Source organism: Campylobacter sp. CNRCH_2007_0968H, assembly GCF_025773245.1.
Lineage (GTDB): Bacteria > Campylobacterota > Campylobacteria > Campylobacterales > Campylobacteraceae > Campylobacter_D > Campylobacter_D lari_D.
Map to the genome: position 1 here is coordinate 1 of NZ_JAKMTQ010000002.1, position 21,958 is coordinate 21,958.

26 protein-coding genes are annotated in these 21,958 nt (G+C 29.2%); 4 read left to right on the forward strand and 22 right to left on the reverse strand.

Annotated features, from left to right (window positions below):
- The 10 genes from L8Y18_RS01230 to L8Y18_RS01275 all read right to left on the reverse strand — a co-directional run.
- On the reverse strand, window positions 1–186 hold a 186-nt coding region (locus tag L8Y18_RS01230; RefSeq protein ID WP_263676109.1), incomplete at its 3' end, for a hypothetical protein.
- Window positions 187–741: 555 nt separating this feature from the next.
- Complete coding sequence (gene cmoA / locus L8Y18_RS01235; protein WP_263662402.1) at window positions 742–1,446, reverse strand: carboxy-S-adenosyl-L-methionine synthase CmoA; 705 nt, start codon at window positions 1,444–1,446, stop codon at window positions 742–744.
- The gene (locus tag L8Y18_RS01240; protein WP_263676110.1) at window positions 1,436–2,287 is read right to left on the reverse strand and encodes a bifunctional riboflavin kinase/FAD synthetase; all 852 of its coding nucleotides are present in this window, start codon (window positions 2,285–2,287) and stop codon (window positions 1,436–1,438) included. Before L8Y18_RS01240 ends, cmoA begins: the two co-directional genes overlap by 11 nt.
- Window positions 2,253–2,975, reverse strand: coding sequence for a TlyA family RNA methyltransferase (locus L8Y18_RS01245; RefSeq protein ID WP_263661375.1), 723 nt, complete (start codon window positions 2,973–2,975; stop codon window positions 2,253–2,255). Before L8Y18_RS01245 ends, L8Y18_RS01240 begins: the two co-directional genes overlap by 35 nt.
- The gene (gene ligA / locus L8Y18_RS01250) at window positions 2,965–4,920 is read right to left on the reverse strand and encodes an NAD-dependent DNA ligase LigA (RefSeq protein WP_263662477.1); all 1,956 of its coding nucleotides are present in this window, start codon (window positions 4,918–4,920) and stop codon (window positions 2,965–2,967) included. Before ligA ends, L8Y18_RS01245 begins: the two co-directional genes overlap by 11 nt.
- 2 nt (window positions 4,921–4,922) lie before the next feature.
- Window positions 4,923–6,065, reverse strand: coding sequence for a dihydropteroate synthase (gene folP, locus L8Y18_RS01255; RefSeq protein ID WP_263662400.1), 1,143 nt, complete (start codon window positions 6,063–6,065; stop codon window positions 4,923–4,925).
- Complete coding sequence (locus L8Y18_RS01260) at window positions 6,052–6,663, reverse strand: DNA polymerase III subunit delta' (protein WP_263662476.1); 612 nt, start codon at window positions 6,661–6,663, stop codon at window positions 6,052–6,054. The genes folP and L8Y18_RS01260 overlap by 14 nt, the downstream gene beginning before the upstream one ends.
- 41 nt (window positions 6,664–6,704) lie before the next feature.
- On the reverse strand, window positions 6,705–7,241 hold the full coding sequence (locus L8Y18_RS01265; protein WP_126340811.1) for a HobA family DNA replication regulator: 537 nt from the start codon (window positions 7,239–7,241) through the stop codon (window positions 6,705–6,707).
- Window positions 7,242–8,444, reverse strand: coding sequence for an aspartate kinase (locus tag L8Y18_RS01270; RefSeq protein WP_263659611.1), 1,203 nt, complete (start codon window positions 8,442–8,444; stop codon window positions 7,242–7,244).
- On the reverse strand, window positions 8,444–8,914 hold the full coding sequence (locus L8Y18_RS01275; protein ID WP_133319199.1) for an RNA pyrophosphohydrolase: 471 nt from the start codon (window positions 8,912–8,914) through the stop codon (window positions 8,444–8,446). Before L8Y18_RS01275 ends, L8Y18_RS01270 begins: the two co-directional genes overlap by 1 nt.
- A gap of 80 nt (window positions 8,915–8,994) precedes the next feature.
- Here L8Y18_RS01275 and hemW point away from each other — a divergent pair, with 80 nt between their 5' ends.
- Window positions 8,995–10,044, forward strand: a complete 1,050-nt coding sequence (gene hemW, locus L8Y18_RS01280) for a radical SAM family heme chaperone HemW (RefSeq protein ID WP_263662399.1) — start codon at window positions 8,995–8,997, stop codon at window positions 10,042–10,044.
- Here hemW and L8Y18_RS01285 read toward each other — a convergent pair.
- Together L8Y18_RS01285 and L8Y18_RS01290 are read right to left on the reverse strand one after the other, a co-directional pair.
- Complete coding sequence (locus tag L8Y18_RS01285; RefSeq protein WP_263662398.1) at window positions 10,041–10,358, reverse strand: ArsR/SmtB family transcription factor; 318 nt, start codon at window positions 10,356–10,358, stop codon at window positions 10,041–10,043. The genes hemW and L8Y18_RS01285 overlap by 4 nt on opposite strands.
- An 8-nt stretch (window positions 10,359–10,366) precedes the next feature.
- Window positions 10,367–11,347, reverse strand: a complete 981-nt coding sequence (locus L8Y18_RS01290; protein ID WP_133319202.1) for a permease — start codon at window positions 11,345–11,347, stop codon at window positions 10,367–10,369.
- A 154-nt stretch (window positions 11,348–11,501) separates the two neighbouring features.
- Here L8Y18_RS01290 and tatB point away from each other — a divergent pair, with 154 nt between their 5' ends.
- The 3 genes from tatB to queA are packed head-to-tail and all read left to right on the forward strand — an operon-like array spanning window position 11,502 to window position 13,652.
- Entirely contained in the window at window positions 11,502–11,894 is a 393-nt protein-coding gene (gene tatB, locus L8Y18_RS01295; RefSeq protein ID WP_133319203.1) for a Sec-independent protein translocase protein TatB, read from the forward strand.
- A gap of 2 nt (window positions 11,895–11,896) precedes the next feature.
- Window positions 11,897–12,637 carry a twin-arginine translocase subunit TatC gene (gene tatC / locus L8Y18_RS01300; RefSeq protein WP_133319204.1) on the forward strand — a complete coding sequence of 247 codons (741 nt, stop codon included), beginning with the start codon at window positions 11,897–11,899 and terminating at the stop codon, window positions 12,635–12,637.
- Entirely contained in the window at window positions 12,624–13,652 is a 1,029-nt protein-coding gene (gene queA / locus L8Y18_RS01305; RefSeq protein ID WP_263676111.1) for a tRNA preQ1(34) S-adenosylmethionine ribosyltransferase-isomerase QueA, read from the forward strand. Before tatC ends, queA begins: the two co-directional genes overlap by 14 nt.
- Here queA and mrdA read toward each other — a convergent pair.
- Genes mrdA through L8Y18_RS01355 form a run of 10 tightly spaced genes read right to left on the reverse strand, consistent with a single transcriptional unit; the run spans window position 13,645 to window position 21,938 of the window.
- A complete protein-coding gene (gene mrdA / locus L8Y18_RS01310; protein WP_263676113.1) occupies window positions 13,645–15,471 on the reverse strand; it encodes a penicillin-binding protein 2 in 1,827 nt (608 codons plus the stop codon). The two genes, queA and mrdA, sit on opposite strands and share 8 nt — an antisense overlap.
- 1 nt (window position 15,472) lies before the next feature.
- Window positions 15,473–15,964, reverse strand: a complete 492-nt coding sequence (locus L8Y18_RS01315; protein ID WP_263662396.1) for a hypothetical protein — start codon at window positions 15,962–15,964, stop codon at window positions 15,473–15,475.
- Complete coding sequence (gene yihA / locus L8Y18_RS01320) at window positions 15,954–16,553, reverse strand: ribosome biogenesis GTP-binding protein YihA/YsxC (RefSeq protein ID WP_133319208.1); 600 nt, start codon at window positions 16,551–16,553, stop codon at window positions 15,954–15,956. Before yihA ends, L8Y18_RS01315 begins: the two co-directional genes overlap by 11 nt.
- Window positions 16,550–17,008, reverse strand: a complete 459-nt coding sequence (lptA, locus tag L8Y18_RS01325; protein WP_263662395.1) for a lipopolysaccharide transport periplasmic protein LptA — start codon at window positions 17,006–17,008, stop codon at window positions 16,550–16,552. Before lptA ends, yihA begins: the two co-directional genes overlap by 4 nt.
- The gene (locus tag L8Y18_RS01330) at window positions 16,990–17,496 is read right to left on the reverse strand and encodes a hypothetical protein (protein WP_133319210.1); all 507 of its coding nucleotides are present in this window, start codon (window positions 17,494–17,496) and stop codon (window positions 16,990–16,992) included. The genes lptA and L8Y18_RS01330 overlap by 19 nt, the downstream gene beginning before the upstream one ends.
- Window positions 17,487–17,975, reverse strand: coding sequence for an HAD hydrolase family protein (locus L8Y18_RS01335; protein ID WP_133319211.1), 489 nt, complete (start codon window positions 17,973–17,975; stop codon window positions 17,487–17,489). The genes L8Y18_RS01330 and L8Y18_RS01335 overlap by 10 nt, the downstream gene beginning before the upstream one ends.
- A 4-nt stretch (window positions 17,976–17,979) precedes the next feature.
- A complete protein-coding gene (locus L8Y18_RS01340) occupies window positions 17,980–18,819 on the reverse strand; it encodes a septal ring lytic transglycosylase RlpA family protein (protein ID WP_133319212.1) in 840 nt (279 codons plus the stop codon).
- A complete protein-coding gene (locus tag L8Y18_RS01345; protein WP_133319213.1) occupies window positions 18,755–19,906 on the reverse strand; it encodes a lytic transglycosylase domain-containing protein in 1,152 nt (383 codons plus the stop codon). The genes L8Y18_RS01340 and L8Y18_RS01345 overlap by 65 nt, the downstream gene beginning before the upstream one ends.
- Window positions 19,906–20,703: a TatD family hydrolase gene (locus L8Y18_RS01350; protein WP_263676114.1), complete on the reverse strand. Its 798-nt coding sequence runs from the start codon at window positions 20,701–20,703 to the stop codon at window positions 19,906–19,908. The genes L8Y18_RS01345 and L8Y18_RS01350 overlap by 1 nt, the downstream gene beginning before the upstream one ends.
- Complete coding sequence (locus L8Y18_RS01355; protein WP_263664863.1) at window positions 20,694–21,938, reverse strand: diguanylate cyclase; 1,245 nt, start codon at window positions 21,936–21,938, stop codon at window positions 20,694–20,696. The genes L8Y18_RS01350 and L8Y18_RS01355 overlap by 10 nt, the downstream gene beginning before the upstream one ends.
- Between the last annotated feature and the right edge of the window lie 20 nt (window positions 21,939–21,958).

The window sequence follows — 21,958 nt, forward strand, 5'->3', positions numbered from 1 at the left end:
GATTTGATTTAGGGTAGTATTAGCTGAGTTAGAACTATGAAAGCCATTAACTACAAAAATATCTTCTTTAATACTTGGAGTGAGTATGTCTTGTTTAAAATATAAATCATTCATTTTTTCATGAGCTTTGTTTTTAGGATTATCATAAATTAAAGTAATATTTGAAAGGTTTTTATTGCTAGCCATTTGACCATAGAAGTTTTTACCACTTAAGAGTTTATATGTATCAAGATTATAATCATAGACATCATTATTATTATAATGGTGTTTTTTAATTACATAAGCATTAGAAGTTTTATCATAATTTGCCTGGGTGGCAGCTTCTAAAGAGTTTAGTGAAAGTATAGTGAGTAGGGAAAGTTTTAATAGATTAAAGTTTTTATAGTTTTTTAAAGGGTTTAAAGTGTTTGAGTTAAAACGAAAATTATCGTATCCCCCCCCCCCGTGAGGTGATTTTTGGATAAATTTATATTCATTGAAAAAGTCCTTTCAAAAATAGTTAATGTATTTGATTGATTCATTATTTGTTTGTGTGTTTTACAATACCCATTGCTAATATTTTAACAATAAGTGTAGAATATTAATATTTTATTTATAAATTTTTACTTAAGTATAATTTAAGATAAGAAGTATCTTAAATTTAAAATTACTATAAAATAGACTTTATGGTTAAAAAATAATATTTTTGCTTCCATGGCTTCATAATTATTTTTCTAAAACACATTGTTATAAAAAATATTTTTATTTAAAAGCTATGAAAGTTTCAAAATTTACCCATTTAAAAACACTTTCTACTTTAGAAAATCCTGCCTTTTTAAGCATAGCTATGTTTTCATTTTGAGTATAAGGAATGAGGACATTTTCTAAGGCTTCTCGTTTGCTTGAAATTTCTAGCTTACTATAACCTTGCTCTAGTTTATATTGCTCATAAATTTGTATCATTTTTTTAGCTATTTTTACATCTTCATAAAGAATTTTTTCACTAAGCACAAATATACCATTTTCTTTTAAGTTTTGATAGATTTTATCAACTAATTCTTGTCTTTTAGGTGGGCGGATAAACTGCAAAGTATAAGTAGCTATAAAAACATCATTTTTAAAAAACTCAAAATCATCTAAATTTTTTTGATGAAATTCCACCCTAGCTCCAAAGGCTTGACATTTGTTTTTGGCGATCTCTAACATAGCATTAGCTTCATCAACCCCACTTAAAAGAAAATCTTTTCTTTTTTCATAAAGTGCAAGCAATAAACTAGCCGTAGAACAACCAAGATCACAAATTCTCGCATTTTGTGGTGCAAAATGATCAATAAGTTTGACTATGAGTTTTAAATTTTGCGTATAAAAAGGCACAGATCTTGACACCATATCATCAAAAACACTTGCTACGCTTTTATCAAATTCAAATTGTTTTTCTAAGGGTTTTTTAAAAATTTCATCTTTCATTTAATCTTCCTAAAATTTCTTTTGCTTTGTCAATATCTTTACTAATTTGTGCTTTTAATAAGGCTAAGTCGTTAAATTTCTCATTAGTTCTTATATAGTCAATAAAACTTAACTCAACTAAAATTGCTTTTGTGTTTGTGAAATTTTCATCTAAAATATGCGTTTCTAAAGCAAAATTTTTATCAGTAGATCTTATGCCTATAAAACTTACACTATGATAGCTTTTATTTTCAATCTTTACTAAAGTCGCATATACGCCATCTTTGGGTAAAAAGAAGTCTTTTGTATGTAAATTTAAAGTTGCAAAAAGCTCTTTAGCACCTATGCCTTGACCTTTGATGATATTTGCTTGTATATTATAAAATCTACCTAGAAAATTTTTAGCTTCTTTGACTTTTGCTTCTTTAAGTAAGGTTTTAATCATACTTGTATGAACACTTTTATTTTGAATTTTAAACTCATCTACGATGATGGTGTTTATACCACAAAGACTTTGTATGTCTTTGGCACTGCATTTTCTTTCTTTGCCAAATTTAAAATCATAACCTACAATGATCTTTTCTAGTTTGGGAAATTCTTGCTTTAAAAGCTTTAAAAAATCCTCGCCTTTATAGTCCTTGATTTTATCAAAATCACAAAAAATCAAAGGAAAATCAACCAAATTTACTCTAAAATCCTTAGGTGTTAGGGCTTCTTTTTCCTCTTTAGTGATGATAAATAAGGCACCATTTTCATCTAAATGCTTAAAAAGTTCAAAATGCCCCAAATGCATACCATCAAAACGCCCTATGGCTAAATTTGTGATCTTAGTTTTTTCTATAGGCGTAGAAAAACTCAACATTACCTTCTTTTCCTTTTAAGTGTGACTCTTGACTTGCTTGCAAGATCCAACCAAGCTTTGCACAAGCTTTTTCAAAGCTTTCTTTAGCATTTTTGATGGCTTTGGTATCTTTTACCACTCCGTTTTTATCGCGCTTAGCATTTTTACCTACTTCAAATTGAGGTTTAAAAAGCAAGATGATAAGATCTTTAGCAAGTTTATCTATATGAAAAATCAAATGTGTTAAAGATATAAAACTCACATCACAAGTGATAACATCATATAAAATTTCACTTTTAAACTCACGCAAATCAGTGTTTTCACAAATTTGGATATTTTCTAAATTTCTTAAGCTCTCATGAAGTTGGTTAGAACCTACATCTAAAGCTGTAATGTGTTTAGCATTATTTTGGTGTAAAATTTGCACAAAACCTCCGGTCGATGAACCTATATCTAAACAAATTTTATCTTTGATAGTAAATGTATGCTCTTGTAAAAAATGCTTGAGCTTAAAAGCAGCTCTGCTTACAAAAAGCTCTTCTAAAAGCGTGAGTTTTAAACTCTCATCTTCTAAAGGATTTAAAGATGTGATTTTAAAAGAGGTTTTTTTAAACTCACTATTGAGTAAAATTTGCTTGTTTTCTATAAGCTCACAAGCTTTATTGCGAGAAATGTTTAACTTTGCACTTACAAAGACATCATACCTCATCATCATCACCTAAAAGAGCGTTAAACTCAGCTTCATTGATGCACTTAACCCCTAAGCTTTGAGCCTTTTCAAGCTTTGAGCCTGCTTCACTTCCATATAATACAAAGTCAGTTTTCTTAGACACACTTGAACTTACCTTTGCTCCAAAGTTTTCGATTAGTTCTTTAAAATGATCGCGTGATTTGCTTAAAGTGCCTGTGATAACAAAGGTTTTATTAGAAATATTATCATTTATAATAAGCTCTTTTTTCTCATCCTCTAAATGTAAAATTTCATAAAAATGCTTAATGCGATTTGCATTGACATGGGTAAATTCTTCTAAGCTTTTAGCCATTTGTTCGCCAAAGCCTTCTAAATTTGCATAAGCTTCATAGCTTTGCATAAACCATTCAAAGCCAAAAGATTGAGCTAATTTTTTAGCTGCTACTTCGCCAATATGCTCTATACCCAAAGCAGTGATAAACCTTGATAAGGGGCATTTTTTTGCATTTTCAATAGCACTTAGAAGATTGTTGATTTTTTTCTCTTTAAAACCTTCCAATCCTTCAAAATCACTATATTTTAAGAAAAATATACTTTCTATGTTAGTGATTTTTCCTTCTTTAAATAAAAGCTCGACGATATTTTCTCCAAGGCCGTCTATATTTAAACACTTTTTAGATACAAAATGTATGATAGAATTTACAAGTCTTGCTTTACAATCTAAGTTTTGACATTTTAAAAAAGCACCCTCATCTAAAAGTTCACTTAAACACTCAGGACAAAGAGTTGGTTTAGTGATCTTACTTTCTAAACCATCACGCCTTTGAGTAAAAACTTTAGTGATTTTAGGTATAACATCTCCACTTCTTATCACACTTACGCTATCGCCTATCATCACTCCAAGTCTAGCTACCTCATCAAAATTATGCAAGGTTGCAGATTTTACTACAACCCCATCTAAATTTACAGGCTCTAAAACCGCCACAGGGGTAATCACTCCGCTTCTTCCAACTTGCAAATTAACCCCAAGCAATGTTGTAGTTTTTTCCAAAGCAGGAAATTTAAACGCAGCCATAAATTTTGGAAATTTCACGGTATAACCCAAAAGCTTACAATGAGCTAAATCATCTACCCTTACAACCATACCATCCATCATCATAGGCTTTTGATCTCTTTTTTCTAAAAGCTCGTGATATTTTTCTAAAACCTCATCTAAAGTCTTAACACAAAAAACAAAATCATCTTTTAAAAAACCAAGACTTCTTACAAACTCCATTACTTCAGAGTGCTTGCTAAATTCTAAAGAATTCTCCCCCACTCCCCAAGGATAAAATTTTAAATTTCTTTCTTTTGTAATGCTTGTATCAAGCTGTCTTAGTGAACCACTTGCTGCGTTGCGTGGGTTTGCAAATAAGCTCAAGCCATCTTTAGCTCTTTTTTCATTGATTTTTTCAAAATCTTCTTTTAAAATTACCACTTCGCCACGAATTTCTATCTTGTCTTTATAAGGAATTTTTTGAGGTATGTTTGATATTTCTTTTACATTTAAAGTAATATCCTCGCCTACTTCTCCATCACCCCTTGTAGCACCGCTGATTAAAATACCATTTTCATAAGTAAGATTTAAACTCGCTCCATCAAATTTAGGTTCTATGAAAAAATCAAATTCACATTTAGCTCTTTTTGCCCAAGCTCTAAGCTCAGCTTCATCAAAAACATCTTCCATAGACCACATTTTTGCACTATGTGCAAGTTTGTAAAATTCACTTTGTATAGTTGGGGCGATATTTTGCGTAGGAGAATCTTTAGAAATCTTTTCTTGATGAAGCGTTTCAAATGCTTTTAACTCTCTTATAAGTTTATCATATTCTTCATCGCTTGCTAAAGGCTCATCATCTTCATAATAAGCCCTCATCCATTCTTTTGCTAATTTTACCTTTTCTAAATACTCTTGATAAGTCATCATTACTCCAAAGAAAGTTCATCCATAGCTTTTGCAAGTTCAAACATTTGCTTATGTTCATACACATCATGCACTCTTATAATACTTGCACCATTTTTAAAAGCCTCTAAATGTAAATAAAGTGTGCCCGCTAGTCTTTGCTCAACACTTGAGTTAAAATAAGCATTTATCATACTTTTCCTACTAGCTCCGATTAAAAGTTCTTTTTCAAAGCGTAAAAAATGCTCTAAATGTTTGATTAACATCATATTATGCCAAGGGCTTTTACCAAAACCAATACCAACATCTAAAATCACATCTTCTAAACCAAGCTCACTTAGCCTTTCTAGCTTTTGTGTAAAAAAATCATCAAGCTCGGCTAACACATCTTCATAATGCGGGTTATCTTGCATATTTTGTGGGGTATTTTGTATATGCATGAGTGTATAAGTGGCTTTGTATTTTAAAGCTAGTTTGGCTAAATTTTCATTTTTAAAACCGGTGATATCATTAATAAGCTTAAAGCCTTTATTTAAAGCATATTCTAAACAATACTCATCAAAACTATCTAAACTAAAAATACATTTTTCATAAAGTTTTTCTTTATAGATTAAATCTAGGGTATTTTTTAAGCGTTTAAACTCTTCTTCTTTCCCGCAATACACACTTCCAGGCCTTGAAGAAACCCCGCCTATATCTATATAATCAGCCCCTTGAGAAATCATGAGTTCGATTTTTTCTAAAACTTCATTTTCTTTAACCCTACTTTGAGCGTTAAAACTATCTTCATTAACATTAATCACACCCATGATTTTTGCATATTTTGGTTTAGCAAAATTAGACTTTAAAAATAGTGCTAAATTTTTAAGCTTAAAATCTTGCAGTTTTTCTTTTTCTATAAGCTTTTTAGTTTGATCTTGTGTTACCATAAGCAAGGCATTAGTATGTTCTTTACCTAGTATAACTTCTTTGTGTGTTACAAGTTCAGCTCCAACCCTTAGTGCGTCTTGTTTAAGTATATTTGCAGCAGGTGCTCTTAATTCTTTGATAAGAAAAAAATGAATTTGAGTTTTTTCACTCATAATTTTCTCACCTGCTTTGTGTGGCTTTATATATTTAGAAATTTGTTCAAAGTCTGTGTTGGGATTGATTTTAATGATTTTCATTTTTTCTCTCGTGTAAAATTAAAGCTATGGTGCTTAGTAAAATAGTTGGCTTTGCATTTAATTTAGCTAACTCATAAGCTTTATAAAAAAATTCAATTTCTTCATCGTTTAATTTTATATCTTGTTTAAAACACTCATAGCTTAAAACACTAATTAAATCTAAACACTCATGCTTGTCTATATTTTCATATTGTTTTAATAATGAAGCAATTTGAGCTAGATCCATTTTTTTAAGATCTAAATTTAAAGACATCTTTTCTTTTTGAATTTTATGCTTTTCTATGATAAATCTTGAAAGTATAGTAGGTAAAAAAACATTTTTTGAAGGAGCTACGATGATAAAATACACATTTTTTGGTGGCTCTTCAAAAAGCTTTAATAAAAAATTTTGTGCTTCTTCACGAAAAGACTTAGCTAGTATAACAATAATTTTAGCTTGCGCTTCAGCTACATAGCTTTCTTTCATAATGGCTTTTGCGGTTGCTTGAGCGTTTTTGTCATAAGTTAAGTCATTTAATCTTAATTCTAAGTCAGGATTTTTAGGTATGAAAAATCTAAGATTTTTTTGACCATATTCTTCTGTGAGTTTTTCTTGCATAAACTCAAAATCATTATGGATAATGATTTTATTTCTTAGATTCAAATTTCTACCTTAGAAAAAAGCACAGCCTCTAAGCTTTGCTCAAATACTTTATATAAAGAAATAAGCTTATAGTCTAATTCTTTATCACGCGAGGAAAGATAAAAGCTATTTTGTAATTGCTCATCAAAAAGCCAAAGCATACTTTCTGCTTTAGAATTAGCGATTTTAAATTTAAATCCTGTATTAGTTCCTATATAAAAAAAAGCATAACCATTGGGAAAAGAAATACTTAAAAGATCATTAAGTAAATCTATATCTTCTTGGGTATTGCAAGCTTTGTTATAAATTCCTTTTAAAGATACAAAAGGCACTAAAGGTCTTGTAGTGCTAGCATTGATTTGACTTAAAAAATACTCTTCAAACCAAGCTCTTTGATCATCAGTAATCACAATAAAAGTATAACCTTGCAAAAGCAAAGCTAACTTAGAAGCGATCAAAGGCGACCATTCAAGACGCCTTTCTTCTAACCAACTTGTATAAGTGCCATTTTCTCGGATTTGTTCTAGGGTAAATTTTAAAAAACTATTACTCATTTATACATCTAGTTTATAAACTTCATGCAATACTCTTACAGCTAATTCACCATATTTTTCATGCACGATAACTGAAATTTTAATTTCGCTTGTAGAAATCATTTGTATGTTAATATTTTCATTTGCCAATGCTTTAAAAGCTGCTGAAGCTACTCCAGAATGTGATTTCATACCCACACCCACAACTGAAACTTTTACCACTGCACTATCTGTTTCTATATTAGCATTAGCACCTAAAACTTTTTTCATAGCATTAGTTGCTAAATCAAGCTCGTTTTCAGGCACAGTAAAGCCCAAATTTGTAGCTCCATCTACACCTACATTTTGGATAATCATATCTACATTGATATTTTCATTTGCTAAAGTTCCAAAAATTTCAGCAGCAATTCCTGGCTTATCATCAATATTTCTTAAAGTAACCCTTGCTTGGTTTTTATCTAGTGCTATACCACTAACCAAAGCTTGTTCCATATTTTCCTCCTTAGTAATGATCGTCCCTTCATTTTCATTAAAGCTACTTCTAGTAACTAATTTTACATTTAATTTTTTAGCAAGCTCTACAGAGCGATTTTGTAAAACTTTAGCTCCCAAACTTGCAAGCTCTAGCATTTCTTCATAAGAAATTTTATCTAGCTTTTTAGCCTTTGGTTCAATTCTAGGATCGGTAGTATATACCCCATCTACATCAGTATAAATTTCACACAAATCAGCATTTAAAGCTCCTGCTAATGCAACTGCACTTAAGTCACTTCCGCCACGACCCAAAGTAGTAACATTACCCATTTTGTCGATACCTTGAAAGCCAGCAACTACTACAATATACCCCTCATCTAAAGCTGTATTAATATTTGTAGTATCAATGTGCTCAATTCTTGCTTTAGTATAAACATCATCTGTAATAATCCCTGCATTGCGTCCGGAAAATGCAGTAGCTTTTAAACCCATTTCATTTAATGCAATAGCAAGTAAAGATGAAGTTACACGCTCACCACTACTTAAAAGCATATCCATCTCACGACCTGAAGGATTTTTACTAAAATGATGTGCAAAATCAATAAGCTCATTAGTAACTCCACTCATTGCAGAAACTACTACAACTAACTTATCGCAAGTTTTTTTACTTTTTGCCACTCTTTTAGCAACTTCATCAATACGCTCAAGCGTTCCTACACTCGTTCCCCCATATTTTTGTACGACCAGCATTAAATATACCCCCTTTCTTTAAAATATTTTAAAACTCTAATATATATAGGCTTTTTAAAATGATTAATCATATCATACACATCTTCTAATGAAGCAAATTTATAAGCATCAAATTCAGGATTTTTAGTATTTAGATTAACAATAGCTTTGTTTTTTAATCTAACTAAAAAATATTTTTGATTTTGACCATCATAAGGATACATTTTTTGTGCAACCTTAGGTGGAAAATCATAACTAATCCATTCAGGATGTTCGGCTAAAATTTCAATCTCATCTGTACCTATTTCTTCTTTTAATTCTCTAAATAACGCACTTTTAGCATCCTCTCCCTCATCTATTCCACCTTGAGGAAACTGCCATATATTTTCCATATCATTGCGTTTAGCGAGTAAAATTTTACATTCAAAAGGATAAGCTGATGATAGCACTATTGCGGCTACATTTGGCCTATATTTTTTTTCTTTTTCCATGATTTTCTTATCCTTGACTTTTTAATAATATAATTCTAACAAAAAAATACGAATTTATAATCACATTTTAAAGAAGTTTTATGCATTTATATATACATATACCATTTTGCGAAAGTAAATGTTTTTATTGTTCTTTTACTTCACTTAAAAAAAAAGATTTTGAAAAAGATTATCTAAACGCATTAATGCAAGATATAAAATATCAATTAGATTTTTTTATGCTTGATAAAAATTCCATAAAGACTGTTTTTATAGGCGGTGGAACGCCTAGTTTAATGGATGCTAGTTTTTATGAAAAAATATTTATTTTTATACAAAGTTATTTACAAAAAAATAATGAAATAAGCATAGAAGCAAATCCTAACTCAAGCAATTTTTCTTGGCTTAAAGAGATAAAAAATTTAGGTTTTAACCGCATTTCTTTTGGGGTGCAAAGTTTTCATGAAAAAAAATTACAATTCCTTGGGCGTATTCATGATCAAAAAAGCATTTTTACAAGTATAGAAAATGCAAAAAAAGCAGGATTTAATAATATAAATTTAGACTTAATTTATGATACAAAACTCGATGATAGTAAAATGCTTGATTATGAAATTTCTAAACTCGCTTTAATTGATATTAGCCATGTGAGTGCTTATAATTTAACTATAGAAGAAAAGACAAGATTTGCTAAAAAATTTCATTTTAAAAAAAACGCTCCACGTCTTGCAAAACATTTTATCAAAGCAATTGAAAATCTTGGTTATAAACAATATGAAATCAGTAATTTTGGACAAATTTGCAAACATAATTTTGCTTATTGGCAAGGAAAAGACTATATAGGATGTGGATTAAGTGCAGTAGGATTTTCAAAAAATCAAAGATTTTATACTAAAAAAAGTTTAAAAGATTATATAGCAAATCCTTGTTTTAGAGAGGTTGAAAATTTAAATTCAAAAGATTTGTGTTTAGAGCATATTTTTCTAGGACTTAGAAGCATTATAGGAGTGGATGAAACAAAGCTAGAACCTTTAGAAAAAGAAAAGGCAATGTTTCTTAGCAAAAAAGGGAAATTAGTATATAAAAATGGATTTTTTTATAATACTAATTATCTTTTAAGCGATGAACTAGCCTTGTATATTAGCACTTAAACTTTGCATTCACAAGAAAACTTTTTAAGCTCAGGAAGCTTTATAGAAAGCTCGTTGATATTTTTTAATATATCGCTGCAAAAATTATTTAAATTTTTTTTGACTCCATAATACGCCCAAACACCCTGTCTATCTACTTCTAAAAAATTAGCTTCTTTTAAAATTTTTAAATGTCTTGAAAGCCTTGATTGACTCATATTTAAAGAGCTTTGCAAATCACACACGCAAAGTTTTCCGTATTTTTGTAAAAAGGCTAGGATTAAAATCCTGCTTTCATCGTTAATTGCACTTGTTATTTTTAAAAATTCTTGCATAAAATTCCTTATATAAAAAACATTAAAAGTCCAAAACTAATTGCAATAAAAACAATCATACCTGCAAATAAAAACAAAAAGCTTGTTTTAAAAATTCTTTTAAGTAAAATAAGTTCAGGTAAAGAACACCCTGCTCCTGCTATTAAAAAACTCATCATTATACCAAGCGGAATTCCACTGGTAGTTAAAGCTAGTGCTACAGGAATCATAGCAGTGCAATTCATATAAAGCAAAACCCCTATAAATGCTGCTATAAATACACCCAATACCCCATAATCTTTCATATAATTTTGAAAAAAATCTTGCGGAAAAAAGCCGTGTATAAAAGCCCCAATACCCATACCAATAATAATATATGGCAGAATTTTTTTATATTCATTAAAGCTTTGCATAAATAATATTTTGATTTTATTTTCTTTTGTTTTAGTCTTAAATTTTAAAATTTTACTGCTAATTTTAGAATTTTTAACAAAAATAGAGCTAGGTTTTTCACAGCATAAACTTTTAGAAGTATCATTAGAACAACACTTTGAAGTTTGCTCTAAATCATTTTTTAAAAAGTCTTCATTAAAAAATCTTTGAGTGTTTATTTTTGAAACACAAAAAGCAATAAATAAAATCACGCTAAATAAAAATCCCACATAAAATAAAGAGATTTTTAAGCCAAAACTTACTACAAACATCACTACTATAATAGGATTAATTAAAGGCGAAGTTATCAAATAAGCTATACATACTCCAAGTGGTACTTTAGCTTTCAAAAATGCATTTAAAAGCGGTATGCTTGAACATGAACAAAAGGGAGTTAAACTACCCAAAAGAATAGCCTTTATATAACTTACAAAAGAATCTTTCTTTAAATGTTCATTGAAAAATTTAGCATAACGCTCATTAAGATAAGCAATAAGCATACTAACTAATATAAATAAAATAGAAATTTCAACAAATAAAATCAAAAAATCTTTAAAAATAAAAAATAACTTTTCCATAATCTTTCACTCCATTTCATTTTAAAATAAGCATAACAAAAATATATTAATATATCAATATATCTTTATATATTGATATTATAAAAGTAATAGTATTTTTAAGTATTTTTATGTAAAATGCAAACTATATATTTAAGCGAAAGAAGATAAAATAATGAGTTTTGGAGAAATTTTAGTTATTTTAGTTATAGCTATTTTAGTTCTTGGGCCTGAAAAACTACCTTCAACTATAGTTGAAATTGCAAAAATTTTAAAAGCCATTAAAAGTAATATTGATGAAGCAAAAGCAAGTATCAATAAAGAATTAAAAATAGCAGAGTTAAAAGATGAAGCACAAAAATACAAAGATGAATTTTCACAAACTAACGAAAATATCAGAAAAAAACTGAGTTTTGAAGAATTTGATCAACTCAAAGAAGATATTTTAAATAATACCAAAGAGTTAAAAAGTGAAATTAATGATTTAGAAAAAGATATACAAGAACTTTCGCGTGTAGAAGAAAAAACTCAAAAAGATGAAAAAAATACTCAAAAAATGGAAAGCTAAGAATGTTTGAAGAATTAAAACCGCATTTAGTAGAACTTAGAAAAAGATTATTTATAAGCGTAGCTTGTGTTGTTGTAATGTTTTTTGTATGCTTTAGTTTTAATAGTTATATCATAGATATACTAAAAGCACCCGTTGAAGCAGCCTTACCTGAAATTTCAAAACAAATGACTTTCGTTGAATTACAAGAGCCTTTATTTACTGCAATGAAAGTTTCATTTTTTACAGCTTTTTTGATTTCTTTACCGGTTATTTTTTGGCAGTTTTGGAAATTCGTAGCACCAGGACTTTATGATAATGAAAAAAGATTAGTAGTGCCTTTTGTAAGCTTTGCTAGCATTATGTTTGCGCTTGGAGCTTTGTTTTGTTATTATATAGTCATACCTTTAGCTTTTAAATTTTTAATTGATTTTGGGGTGCAAACTCAAGATTTTAAACCTTTAATCAGCATAGGCTTGTATGTGGGATTTTTTACTAAACTTGTAGTTGCCTTTGGCTTAGCGTTTGAAATGCCTGTGATAACCTTTTTCTTTGCCAAACTTGGACTTATTGATGATGCATTTTTAAAAAAACACTTTAGAGTTTCAGTTTTAGTAATTTTTGTTTTTTCAGCTATGATGACACCACCTGATATAATCTCACAATTTTTAATGGCCGTTCCTTTGTGCGGGCTTTATGGAATTTCTATTTACATAGCCAAAAAAGTTAATCCTAGTCAAAAAGAAAATGATGAAAACGATTGATAAAGATCTTTTGCTTTCTAGTTATGATTATAATTTACCTAATGAACTTATAGCAAATTTTCCTATTTTACCCAAGGAGAATGCTAAACTTTTAGTTTATGAAAGATGTAAAGATCAAATTTTACATTTACATTTTAAGGACTTAGCTAAAATTTTACCACCTTGTGAAATCATCTTTAATGACACTAAAGTAATAAAAGCAAGAATTTATGGATTTAAAGAAAGTGGTAGCAAAATAGAACTTTTCATTAATCACCCTTTAAAAAATAATGATTTTTTGGTTCAAATTCGTGGCAAGGTTAAAGAAGGACAAATTTTATATTTTGAAAATTCTTTAAAAGCTAAAATCAAAAAATTACACGATGATGGCACAAGAGAAGTAGAGTTTTTTAATGATGAAAAAAAATTCAATCATCATGAAGTTTTTGAAATTTTAGAAAAAATAGGCCATATACCTTTACCACCATATATTAAAAGAGCAGATGAAGCACAAGATAACATTAACTATCAAAGCATTTTTGCCAAAAATCAAGGTGCGGTTGCTGCACCCACTGCAAGCTTGCACTTTGATGAAGCAATGATAAAAGAACTTAAAAAAAATCATAATATCCATACTATCACACTACACGTTGGCGCAGGAACTTTTAAAGGTGTAGAATGCGAAGATATACGCGAGCATAAAATGCATTCAGAATTTTTCTATGTTGATGATGAAACTTGTGCTTTGATTAATTCTTCTAAAAAAATACTTGGTGTAGGCACCACAGTTACTCGTTGTATAGAGTATTATCATAGAAAAAAATTAAAAGAAGGTTTTTGTGATTTGTTTTTACACCCACAAAATACCCCGCAAAGACTTGATTTTTTACTCACTAATTTTCACTTACCAAAATCAACTCTTATTATGCTTGTGGCTTCTTTTATAGGCAGAGAAAAAACTTTAGAACTTTACCATGAAGCTATAAAAAACAAATATCGTTTTTATTCTTATGGCGATGGAATGCTAATCATTTAGCTTTTTTCTTAATATATTTTTTATCAATATAACCCAAATCTATAAGTTTTTGATAAATTTTAGCAAGTACAGGTCCGCCTGCGCTACTACCACTTTTTCCATGTTCGATTAAAACTACTACTACATATTGAGGTTTTTCATAAGGCGCATAAGAAGTAATCCAAGCATGAGATCTTAAAAAATACTCTAAATCCTCTTCTTTAATACGCTTTTTTTCACTTTGGGAAATTCCAACTACTTGAGCTGTTCCTGTCTTGGCTGCTATAGTAATAGGAGAATTTCTTAAAAATCTTGCTGTAGTTCCACCATCAACATTGGCCACCTCATACATCGCACGCCTTAAAAGTGGAAGTTTTGATAATTCAAAAGTCGTAAAAACACTTTCATTATTGTCAAAATTTACCTTAGTAACATTATCATCAATACTATATAAAAAATGCGGTGTGATATTTTTAGCCGTAGCAATCATAGCTGTAAATTTAGCCACTTGCATAGGAGTAGCAAGAAAATCACCTTGACCTATGCTTGTATTTAAAGTTTCACCTTGATACCAAGGTTGATTGTATTTTTCTTTTTTCCAAATTCTATTAGGAACTGTTCCTATAAATTCATTAGGTAAATCTACTCCTGTTTTTGTACCAAAACCTATTCTTTCAAAAACAGAACTAATAATGTCAATACCAACCTCCAAAGCTCCTTTATAAAAATATACATCACAGCTTTCTCTAATAGCATCTGTCATATCTACATAACCATGACCTATAGCCTTCCAACATCTAAATTTTCTACCACCAAGTTCAAAGTTAGAATCACACAAATATTTATGATTTTCATTCACTTTTCCACTATCTAAAAATGCTAAAGCTGTTCCCATTTTTATAACTGAACCTGGAGGATAAAGACCATTAATGAGTTTATTAGTAAAAGGATGGTTTAAATCATTAGAAAGTTTATCCCATTCTTCTTGACTAATACCGGTAACAAAAGGATTGAGATTATATTCAGGAAAACTACCCGCTGCTAAAATAGCTCCACTTTTTACATCCATTACTATAGCAGCGCCTGCTAAATTTTCAAAAATACTAGCCAAGTATTCTTGCAAATCAAGATCAATGCTTAAAGTGATATTACTTGAAGTAGGTTTTTTATAAGAAAGTTCTTCTATTTCTTTATTTAACGCATTTACTTTGCTAACCTTTTCACCCTTTTGACCTTGCAAAATTTCATTATAAGAACGCTCTATACCGCTACGCCCTACATAGCTAGTTAATCTTGCAATTTCATTTTCATTCATATCGTTTAAATTTGCTTTTCCAACATAACCTATAACATGGCTAGCTAAAGCATCATAAGGATAAAATCTTTGAGTAGTAGATTTAACTTGCATATTTTCACGCAAATTAAGCTTAGTAAAATGCTTAATCATAGCATCATATTCTATAAATGGAACTACTTCTATATAATCTTGATTATAATAAGAATCTGCTTTTATATAATTTCGTTTTAATTTAGTTATGTTTAAATCAGGAAAAGCATCTACTATAATTTGCAATTCCTGCTCTAAAAGATTTCTGTTTTTCTTTTTTATATACAAATATGGCTTTATAGAGATTGAAAAACCTAATTTATTTACTGCTAAGGGCCTACCTTTAACATCTAAAATTTGCCCTCTTACAGGTGCTAAAAATTGCGTTTTAATAGCATTTTGTTTAGCTATTTCTTCATAATAAACATTAGATTTAATGCTTATATAATACACTCTAGCAAGTAAAAGTATAAAAAAACAAGCTATAAATCCCATCACCAAACGCATACGCATATTAGATTTTCCCTTTAAAAATAACAAAAGAAATCAAAGCTTCAACGACAAAAAACCACAGATATTCAATACCAAATTTTAAAATTTGACTATTATCTAAATACGCCAAAAATATATCAAAAAGATAGATAAAAATATAAGCACAAAAGGTAAATATAACGAGTAAATAATGGCCTAGTTTTAATTTGCTTTTAAACCAATCAACAAAAAGATGATAAAAAACAAAAAAAGCTATCCAAGAACTAAAAAGATAAAATCCATGGATAATATCAATTAATAAAAGATAAAACAAAGAAAAATACCATCTAAAATCAAGCTTATTAAGAGTTCTTTCTTTTTCTTTTAAAAGCACTATCATATAACAAAAAAACACGCCAAACAAAGGAGGCATCCAATAATAAACAGAGCTTAGCACTTGATAAAAAATCAAAGATAAATAAAAAAATAAATAAGAAAAATCAAATCTATTTTTTACTAAATTTCTACTCCTCATTAAAACCTAAGCTCTCTAAAATAATTTTTTGTTCTAATTTATCAATACCACTTTTTTTCAAATTTGAAACTAAAATGGCATTTTTATTTACATTTAAAATTTTTGCTTTTTGACTTTGATTGAGCTTATCTGCTTTTGTATAAACTATTATTTTTTTTTGATCAGCTCTAATAAAAGAATCTAAATACAAATCCAAATTTGCATCAATATCTAAATTTTCATGTCTTGAATCTATTAGATGAATAAAAAGCTTGATAGAACTACGCTCTTTTAAAAACTCATCTAAATTTTTATTCCAAATAGCCTTAGTTTTTTTGCTCACTTTAGCATAGCCAAAACCAGGTAAATCAATAAACATCAATTTAAATTTATCTTCATCTTTTTTACAATCAACTTCAAAAAAATTAATGAGTTGGGTTTTGCCCGGAGTTGAAGAACTTTTTGCTAAATTTTTATTCTTACAAAGAGTATTAATCAAAGAACTTTTTCCTACATTAGAGCGGCCTAAAAATGCAATTTCGGTATATATAGGCTGTGGAGCTTCATTTATTTTAGAAGCAGAAGTTAAAAATTTAGCATTTAATATCATTCTTTTACTTCAAATACAAATTTAGCAGGTTTTTTATCATTACTAACTACTCTATAAGTCATATTTTTTCTATCTACTATGATTTTATCACCTATAAGCTCTTTTTTTGACTGCACTTCTATAATTTTTGCATTACCATTAATTTCATATGTATCTTTAGCTACATTATAAACAAACTCATCACCACTTCCATGATAAATCTTATCTTTCATCATAATTTTAAATTTAGCATCTTTAGTAGCTATATACTTAATGGGTTGTTTATTTTTCATATAAATGACTAATTTTTGCGAATTTAAAATATCTTTACCTTTTTTTACTTCCACATCACCGGTTAATATGCTCGTTTCATTTTTCTCATCCAAATAAAAATCTTTAGCATAAACTTCTATTTTTTGAGCACTAAATGCAAATAAATTTAACAAACACAAAAAAATTATTGCTCTAAAAACCATGCTTTTATTCCTTGAATTTTTAATTCTTTTTGACTCACATCATATAAAAAATTATCCCCAAAAACCTCATTTAACCCTATATATGCCTTAAATTTTTCATTGGAAAATAAAATTTTATTTTTCATATCATAAATTGCTTTTTGAGTAAAAATAGAAGTTTGATTTTGATCAAAATAACTTACATTACCTTCTAAAATGGATTTTTCATCATTTCTTACTAATAAATCCGAACTTAAATTATAATCAAGTGCTTGCACTTTAAAATCATCAAAAATATCTTTATCTTGGTATTTTACCCAACGACTTGCTTGATAGCTAGCTTTTGTAACAGATGTATTAAGCTCATAATCAAGCACATCAAAAGCTTGCATATTTGCCACATCTACCTTTTGCGGTTTTATTGCAAACAAATAAGGATCTTGAGTACTTAAAATCACCATAACAAAGGCAAATAAACTCATTAATATAGCAAAAATTTTTATCGCCAAAGTTTATCCCATTGAGCTTGCATATTATTATGTTCAATTAAAATTTCTATCATCTCACTCACTGCTCCATTACCACCTTTTCTGTTTAAAACTTTATCAGTTTTTAAAGCCTTATGCGCATCTTTTGGCTTAAAACTATAAGCAACTGCTTCAAGTAAGCTCATATCATTATAATAATCCCCAATAGCAGCACATTGAGAAAAGTCTAAATTTAATTTTTCTAAAATTTCTTTAGCACAAGTTAATTTATCACTAATACCTTGATATACTAGATCAATTTTTAAATCTCTAGCTCTAAAATATACACACTCGCTAGTCCTGCCTGTAATAATAGCAACTTTTTTGCCAAGCTTTTGCCAAGCCTCAATTGCTGCACCATCTTTTACATTAAACTCTTTAATTTCACCATAATTTTGTGTGTAGATGATTTTACCATCTGTTAGACAACCATCTACATCTAAAAAAATAAGCTCTATCATAATTTTACTCTCTTACTATAAACGCACCGGGAAAAGAACCACCATCAACAAAATCCCTTGCTTCTTGCTCGCTTCTAAAGCCTTTTAAAAATACTCTATGTAAACCATCTTTAGCACTTGTTTGTATTGTTGAAGTATAAGAATTATAATTTTTATATCTACTTGCTATTAACTCTGCGCCACTTTTATTTCTAAATGCCCCAATTTGCACCATAAAAGCTCCACCTTGGAAAATATGGCCACTATCAGCAATCTCCCCGCTGCTACCTAAATTAGAATTAGTATGCACTGAACCTGAATTTGCACTTGTTCCAAAACCAATTACTTCAAGTCTTACAGGAGCCGTTCCTGCTTGAATCATATCAATATCTCTTGCGGCCATATTAGATAAATCTATAATCCTACCTGCTACAAAAGGTCCTCTATCATTTATTCTTACGGTAGTTTGACGATGATTTTTTAAATTAGTTACCTTTACTATAGTATTCATAGGTAAAGTTTTATGAGCTGCTGTATAAGCATGTTGATCATAAGTTTCACCATTGGAAGTTTTTTTACCATGAAAGCCCGGTCCATACCAACTAGCTATACCATCAGCAGTCTCACCTACTTCTACTACGGTTGGATAATATGTTTTACCATTAATAGTATAAGGTTTCATAGTGCCTTTTAAGCCTGTATTATTATGCTTTATACTTTTAAAATCTCTTTCTGGATAATACACAGTAGGTGTGCTAATAGGCACCATACTACAAGCACTAAATAAAACCCCTACACAACTAACGACTAACGACTTTTGTATGAGAGTTTTTTGGTAATTTTTGAGTAGTTTTGATTTTTGCATTGTTATTCTCCTTAATTTTTAACACAAGTTTTTGATTAATATTAATCAAGTTTCCTTTGATTTTATTATATTCTTTAATGCTTTCAACACTAATTTTATGTTTTTTTGCAATAGTATAAAGACTATCACCCTTTTTTACTATATAAATTTTTGTATGCGGAATAGTTGTATCCACTTTAGCTAGCTTTACATTCTCTAATGCATTTTCCACAGCCACACTTTTACTTAAAGGAATATACATATAATAATCTTTTTTATCAGGCGGAGTAAAGTCATAATTAAAATGTGGATTATAACGCTTAAATTCATTATAAGACATCTTAGCTACTTTAGCAAGCTCTCTTAAAGAAACACTTGGTGGAACAGGTATTTTTTTAACTTCACTCGATAGAGCATAATTAAGCAAAGCACTATCTTGTGAAATCAAAAAATCATTATTATTAGCCAAAAATGCCATAGTAAGAATTTTTCTAATAAAAATTCTAGTTTCCAATGGTAAATATTTCTTATCAGGATCAAGCAAGATTCTTAAATCATCACTTTTTGCTTTTTTTATAGCTTGGCGTAATTTACCATCACCACAATTATAAGCTAAAATTGCTAAATACCATTTTCCAAACTGCTCTTTTAATTGCTTTAAATAAGCAATGGCTGCATAAGTTGATTTGACTAAATCTCTTCTCTCATCAACATAAGGATCTATTCTTAAACCTAAAGTTTGTGCTGTTGGCTTCATAAACTGCCAAACACCTACTGCTTTAGTTCTAGAAACACTATGAATTTTTAAACCAGATTCTACAATTGCCAAATATAAAAATTCTTGAGGAATATTTTCTTTTTCTAAAATTTTACGGATAATTGGAGTGATTTTATAAAATTCTCTCATGGTATCAACTAAAGTTTTAGAATGCATATTTAAAGAAGATTCTTTAAATTCTAAAAATAACATATCACTAAGATAGCTTGCTTCTATGTCTAAATTTCTTAGAATTTGAGCTTGCTGAGTATAATATTCAGGAGTTACCTGCAAGGCTTTAGCATTTAAACATAATAATACTAATATAAAAAATATAAAGTTTTTTTTCATTATAAACCTTGAAAAAACAAACGATTAGCATTTAAATTCGTAAGTTTTACTACTTCAACTTTAGATAATTTTAAAAGATCAGATATTTTTTGTGCTACAAAATGCGTTAAAATAGGATCATTTACTTTACCACGATGTGGTTCTGGAGTTAAATAAGGCCCATCTGTTTCCAAAACAAGTTTATCTTTTGGAATTTTAGATAAAATTTCCACTAATTTTTTTGCATTTTTAAAAGTTAAAACCCCGCCTATACCAAAATAAAATCCTTCATCTGCTAGTTGAAGTAAAAGCTCGCTTGCATTAAAGCAATGCAAAACACCGCCTTGTAATTCTTTTGAGTATGTTTTTAGAATATTAAAGCTGTCTTCATTAGCTTCACGCACATGCACAATCAATGGCTTTTTATATTCAATAGCTAGTTGTATTTGAGCTATAAAAACTTCTTTTTGTCTTGTTTTGACAGTATCATCATTAGTATTTAAACGATAATAATCAAGCCCACACTCACCCACTGCGATACATTTTTTATCATCTATAAATTCTTTTAAAACTTCTAAATCAAAATCATCTATATCATAAGGATGCACCCCACAAGAAAAATACACATTATCATAAGTATGTGCTATCTCTCTTGCTCTTGGTAGATCTTTTATATCTGCACCTGGTATAATGATTTTATCTACACCATTTTCAAATGCATGCGTTAACATCTCATCTAAATATCCAAAATAAGCTTGACTATCTAGATGACAATGAGTATCTATGATTTTTTCGCTAAAATCACAATCTAAAAACATACCTCTACCCTATTTTTTCCATTAGCCTTAGCTAAATCTAATGCCTTTTGTGCTTTATTGAGCAAATCTTGCATTTGGCTTCCTTTGCTACCAAAAGCAACCCCCACAGAGATGCTATAATCAACCTCATCTAAAGCTATCAAAACACTTTCTTTGGAAATATTAACTCTTATATTTGAAAAAGCTTTTAAAGCCTCTTTATTGCTTATATTTTTTAAAGCAATGTAGAATTTACCATCTTCAATTCTAGTAGCTAAATCCATACCACGAATTTGATCTTTAATCTTTTCGGCTGTATATTTTATCACTCCATCACCGCAATCATAACTTAATTCATAATTAATTGTTGCAAGATTATCAATATCAATCAAAGCCAACGCCATTTCTTCATTTTCTTGCATATCTTCTAAATAATCTAAAAATCTTTTTTCAAAAGTAGCATAATCATCAAGTCCTGTTAATAAATCTTTACCTAAACTATACTCATCTAGCAAAACACATTTTTGCATATAATCTAAACAATTATTTACTCTACAATTAAGTGATTCTTTTTGGAAAGGTCTAATCACATAATCATTCACACCTTTTCTAAAAGCTCTTGCTTCTAATGCATCATCTTTATCCCCAACCATAATCACACCAAGTTCTATTTTAGAATATTTTGAGCGAATTTCTACAAGTAAATCTTCCCCATTAATTACCGGCATAGTAGCATCGCAAATTACTAATTTTGTATCAGGATGATCACTTAAATAACTTAGTGCCTCTTCTCCATGAGCTGCTGCTAAAACATTAAAAAGCTGATTGTTTAAGTTTTTCTTCATTTCTGCGCGTAAAGTTACATTTGCAATTGCTAAAATTATCTTAGTTTTATTATTTTTTTGAAGCATTCTAATAGAATTTAACATTTCATTAATACAATCTTCACTTTCTTTTTGAATATAATTAATAATATCTTTTTCCATAAATTTTTTACGAGTTTGTCCGTCATTACTTCCCGTAAGAACAATAGCGGGGATATTTTTTTCTAAAACTACATCAACCACTTCACCATTAGGAGCATCTGGTAAACAAAGATCTACAAAAGCCATAAAATAATCATTTTTCAATAAATCTTTTGCACTATTCATATCAAAAGCAACATCTACCTTTAATCCTAAAGTATTTTCTACTTTTTTTGCTAAAAGTTTAGTTAGCATTTTATTATCATCAATGATTAAAATTTTTTCTTCCATGGTAAAACACTCTCTTTAAA

Excerpts from the sequence above, each read along its gene's own strand:
- cmoA (WP_263662402.1), bottom strand. The coding sequence starts at position 1,446 with ATGAAAGATGAAATTTTTAAAAAACCCTTAGAAAAACAATTTGAATTT.
- L8Y18_RS01240 (WP_263676110.1), bottom strand. The coding sequence starts at position 2,287 with ATGTTGAGTTTTTCTACGCCTATAGAAAAAACTAAGATCACAAATTTA.
- L8Y18_RS01245 (WP_263661375.1), bottom strand. The coding sequence starts at position 2,975 with ATGAGGTATGATGTCTTTGTAAGTGCAAAGTTAAACATTTCTCGCAAT.
- ligA (WP_263662477.1), bottom strand. The coding sequence starts at position 4,920 with ATGACTTATCAAGAGTATTTAGAAAAGGTAAAATTAGCAAAAGAATGG.
- folP (WP_263662400.1), bottom strand. The coding sequence starts at position 6,065 with ATGAAAATCATTAAAATCAATCCCAACACAGACTTTGAACAAATTTCT.
- L8Y18_RS01260 (WP_263662476.1), bottom strand. The coding sequence starts at position 6,663 with ATGCAAGAAAAACTCACAGAAGAATATGGTCAAAAAAATCTTAGATTT.
- L8Y18_RS01265 (WP_126340811.1), bottom strand. The coding sequence starts at position 7,241 with ATGAGTAATAGTTTTTTAAAATTTACCCTAGAACAAATCCGAGAAAAT.
- L8Y18_RS01270 (WP_263659611.1), bottom strand. The coding sequence starts at position 8,444 with ATGCTGGTCGTACAAAAATATGGGGGAACGAGTGTAGGAACGCTTGAG.
- L8Y18_RS01275 (WP_133319199.1), bottom strand. The coding sequence starts at position 8,914 with ATGGAAAAAGAAAAAAAATATAGGCCAAATGTAGCCGCAATAGTGCTA.
- hemW (WP_263662399.1), top strand. The coding sequence starts at position 8,995 with ATGCATTTATATATACATATACCATTTTGCGAAAGTAAATGTTTTTAT.
- L8Y18_RS01285 (WP_263662398.1), bottom strand. The coding sequence starts at position 10,358 with ATGCAAGAATTTTTAAAAATAACAAGTGCAATTAACGATGAAAGCAGG.
- L8Y18_RS01290 (WP_133319202.1), bottom strand. The coding sequence starts at position 11,347 with ATGGAAAAGTTATTTTTTATTTTTAAAGATTTTTTGATTTTATTTGTT.
- tatB (WP_133319203.1), top strand. The coding sequence starts at position 11,502 with ATGAGTTTTGGAGAAATTTTAGTTATTTTAGTTATAGCTATTTTAGTT.
- tatC (WP_133319204.1), top strand. The coding sequence starts at position 11,897 with ATGTTTGAAGAATTAAAACCGCATTTAGTAGAACTTAGAAAAAGATTA.
- queA (WP_263676111.1), top strand. The coding sequence starts at position 12,624 with ATGAAAACGATTGATAAAGATCTTTTGCTTTCTAGTTATGATTATAAT.
- mrdA (WP_263676113.1), bottom strand. The coding sequence starts at position 15,471 with ATGCGTATGCGTTTGGTGATGGGATTTATAGCTTGTTTTTTTATACTT.
- L8Y18_RS01315 (WP_263662396.1), bottom strand. The coding sequence starts at position 15,964 with ATGAGGAGTAGAAATTTAGTAAAAAATAGATTTGATTTTTCTTATTTA.
- yihA (WP_133319208.1), bottom strand. The coding sequence starts at position 16,553 with ATGATATTAAATGCTAAATTTTTAACTTCTGCTTCTAAAATAAATGAA.
- lptA (WP_263662395.1), bottom strand. The coding sequence starts at position 17,008 with ATGGTTTTTAGAGCAATAATTTTTTTGTGTTTGTTAAATTTATTTGCA.
- L8Y18_RS01335 (WP_133319211.1), bottom strand. The coding sequence starts at position 17,975 with ATGATAGAGCTTATTTTTTTAGATGTAGATGGTTGTCTAACAGATGGT.
- L8Y18_RS01340 (WP_133319212.1), bottom strand. The coding sequence starts at position 18,819 with ATGCAAAAATCAAAACTACTCAAAAATTACCAAAAAACTCTCATACAA.
- L8Y18_RS01345 (WP_133319213.1), bottom strand. The coding sequence starts at position 19,906 with ATGAAAAAAAACTTTATATTTTTTATATTAGTATTATTATGTTTAAAT.
- L8Y18_RS01350 (WP_263676114.1), bottom strand. The coding sequence starts at position 20,703 with ATGTTTTTAGATTGTGATTTTAGCGAAAAAATCATAGATACTCATTGT.
- L8Y18_RS01355 (WP_263664863.1), bottom strand. The coding sequence starts at position 21,938 with ATGGAAGAAAAAATTTTAATCATTGATGATAATAAAATGCTAACTAAA.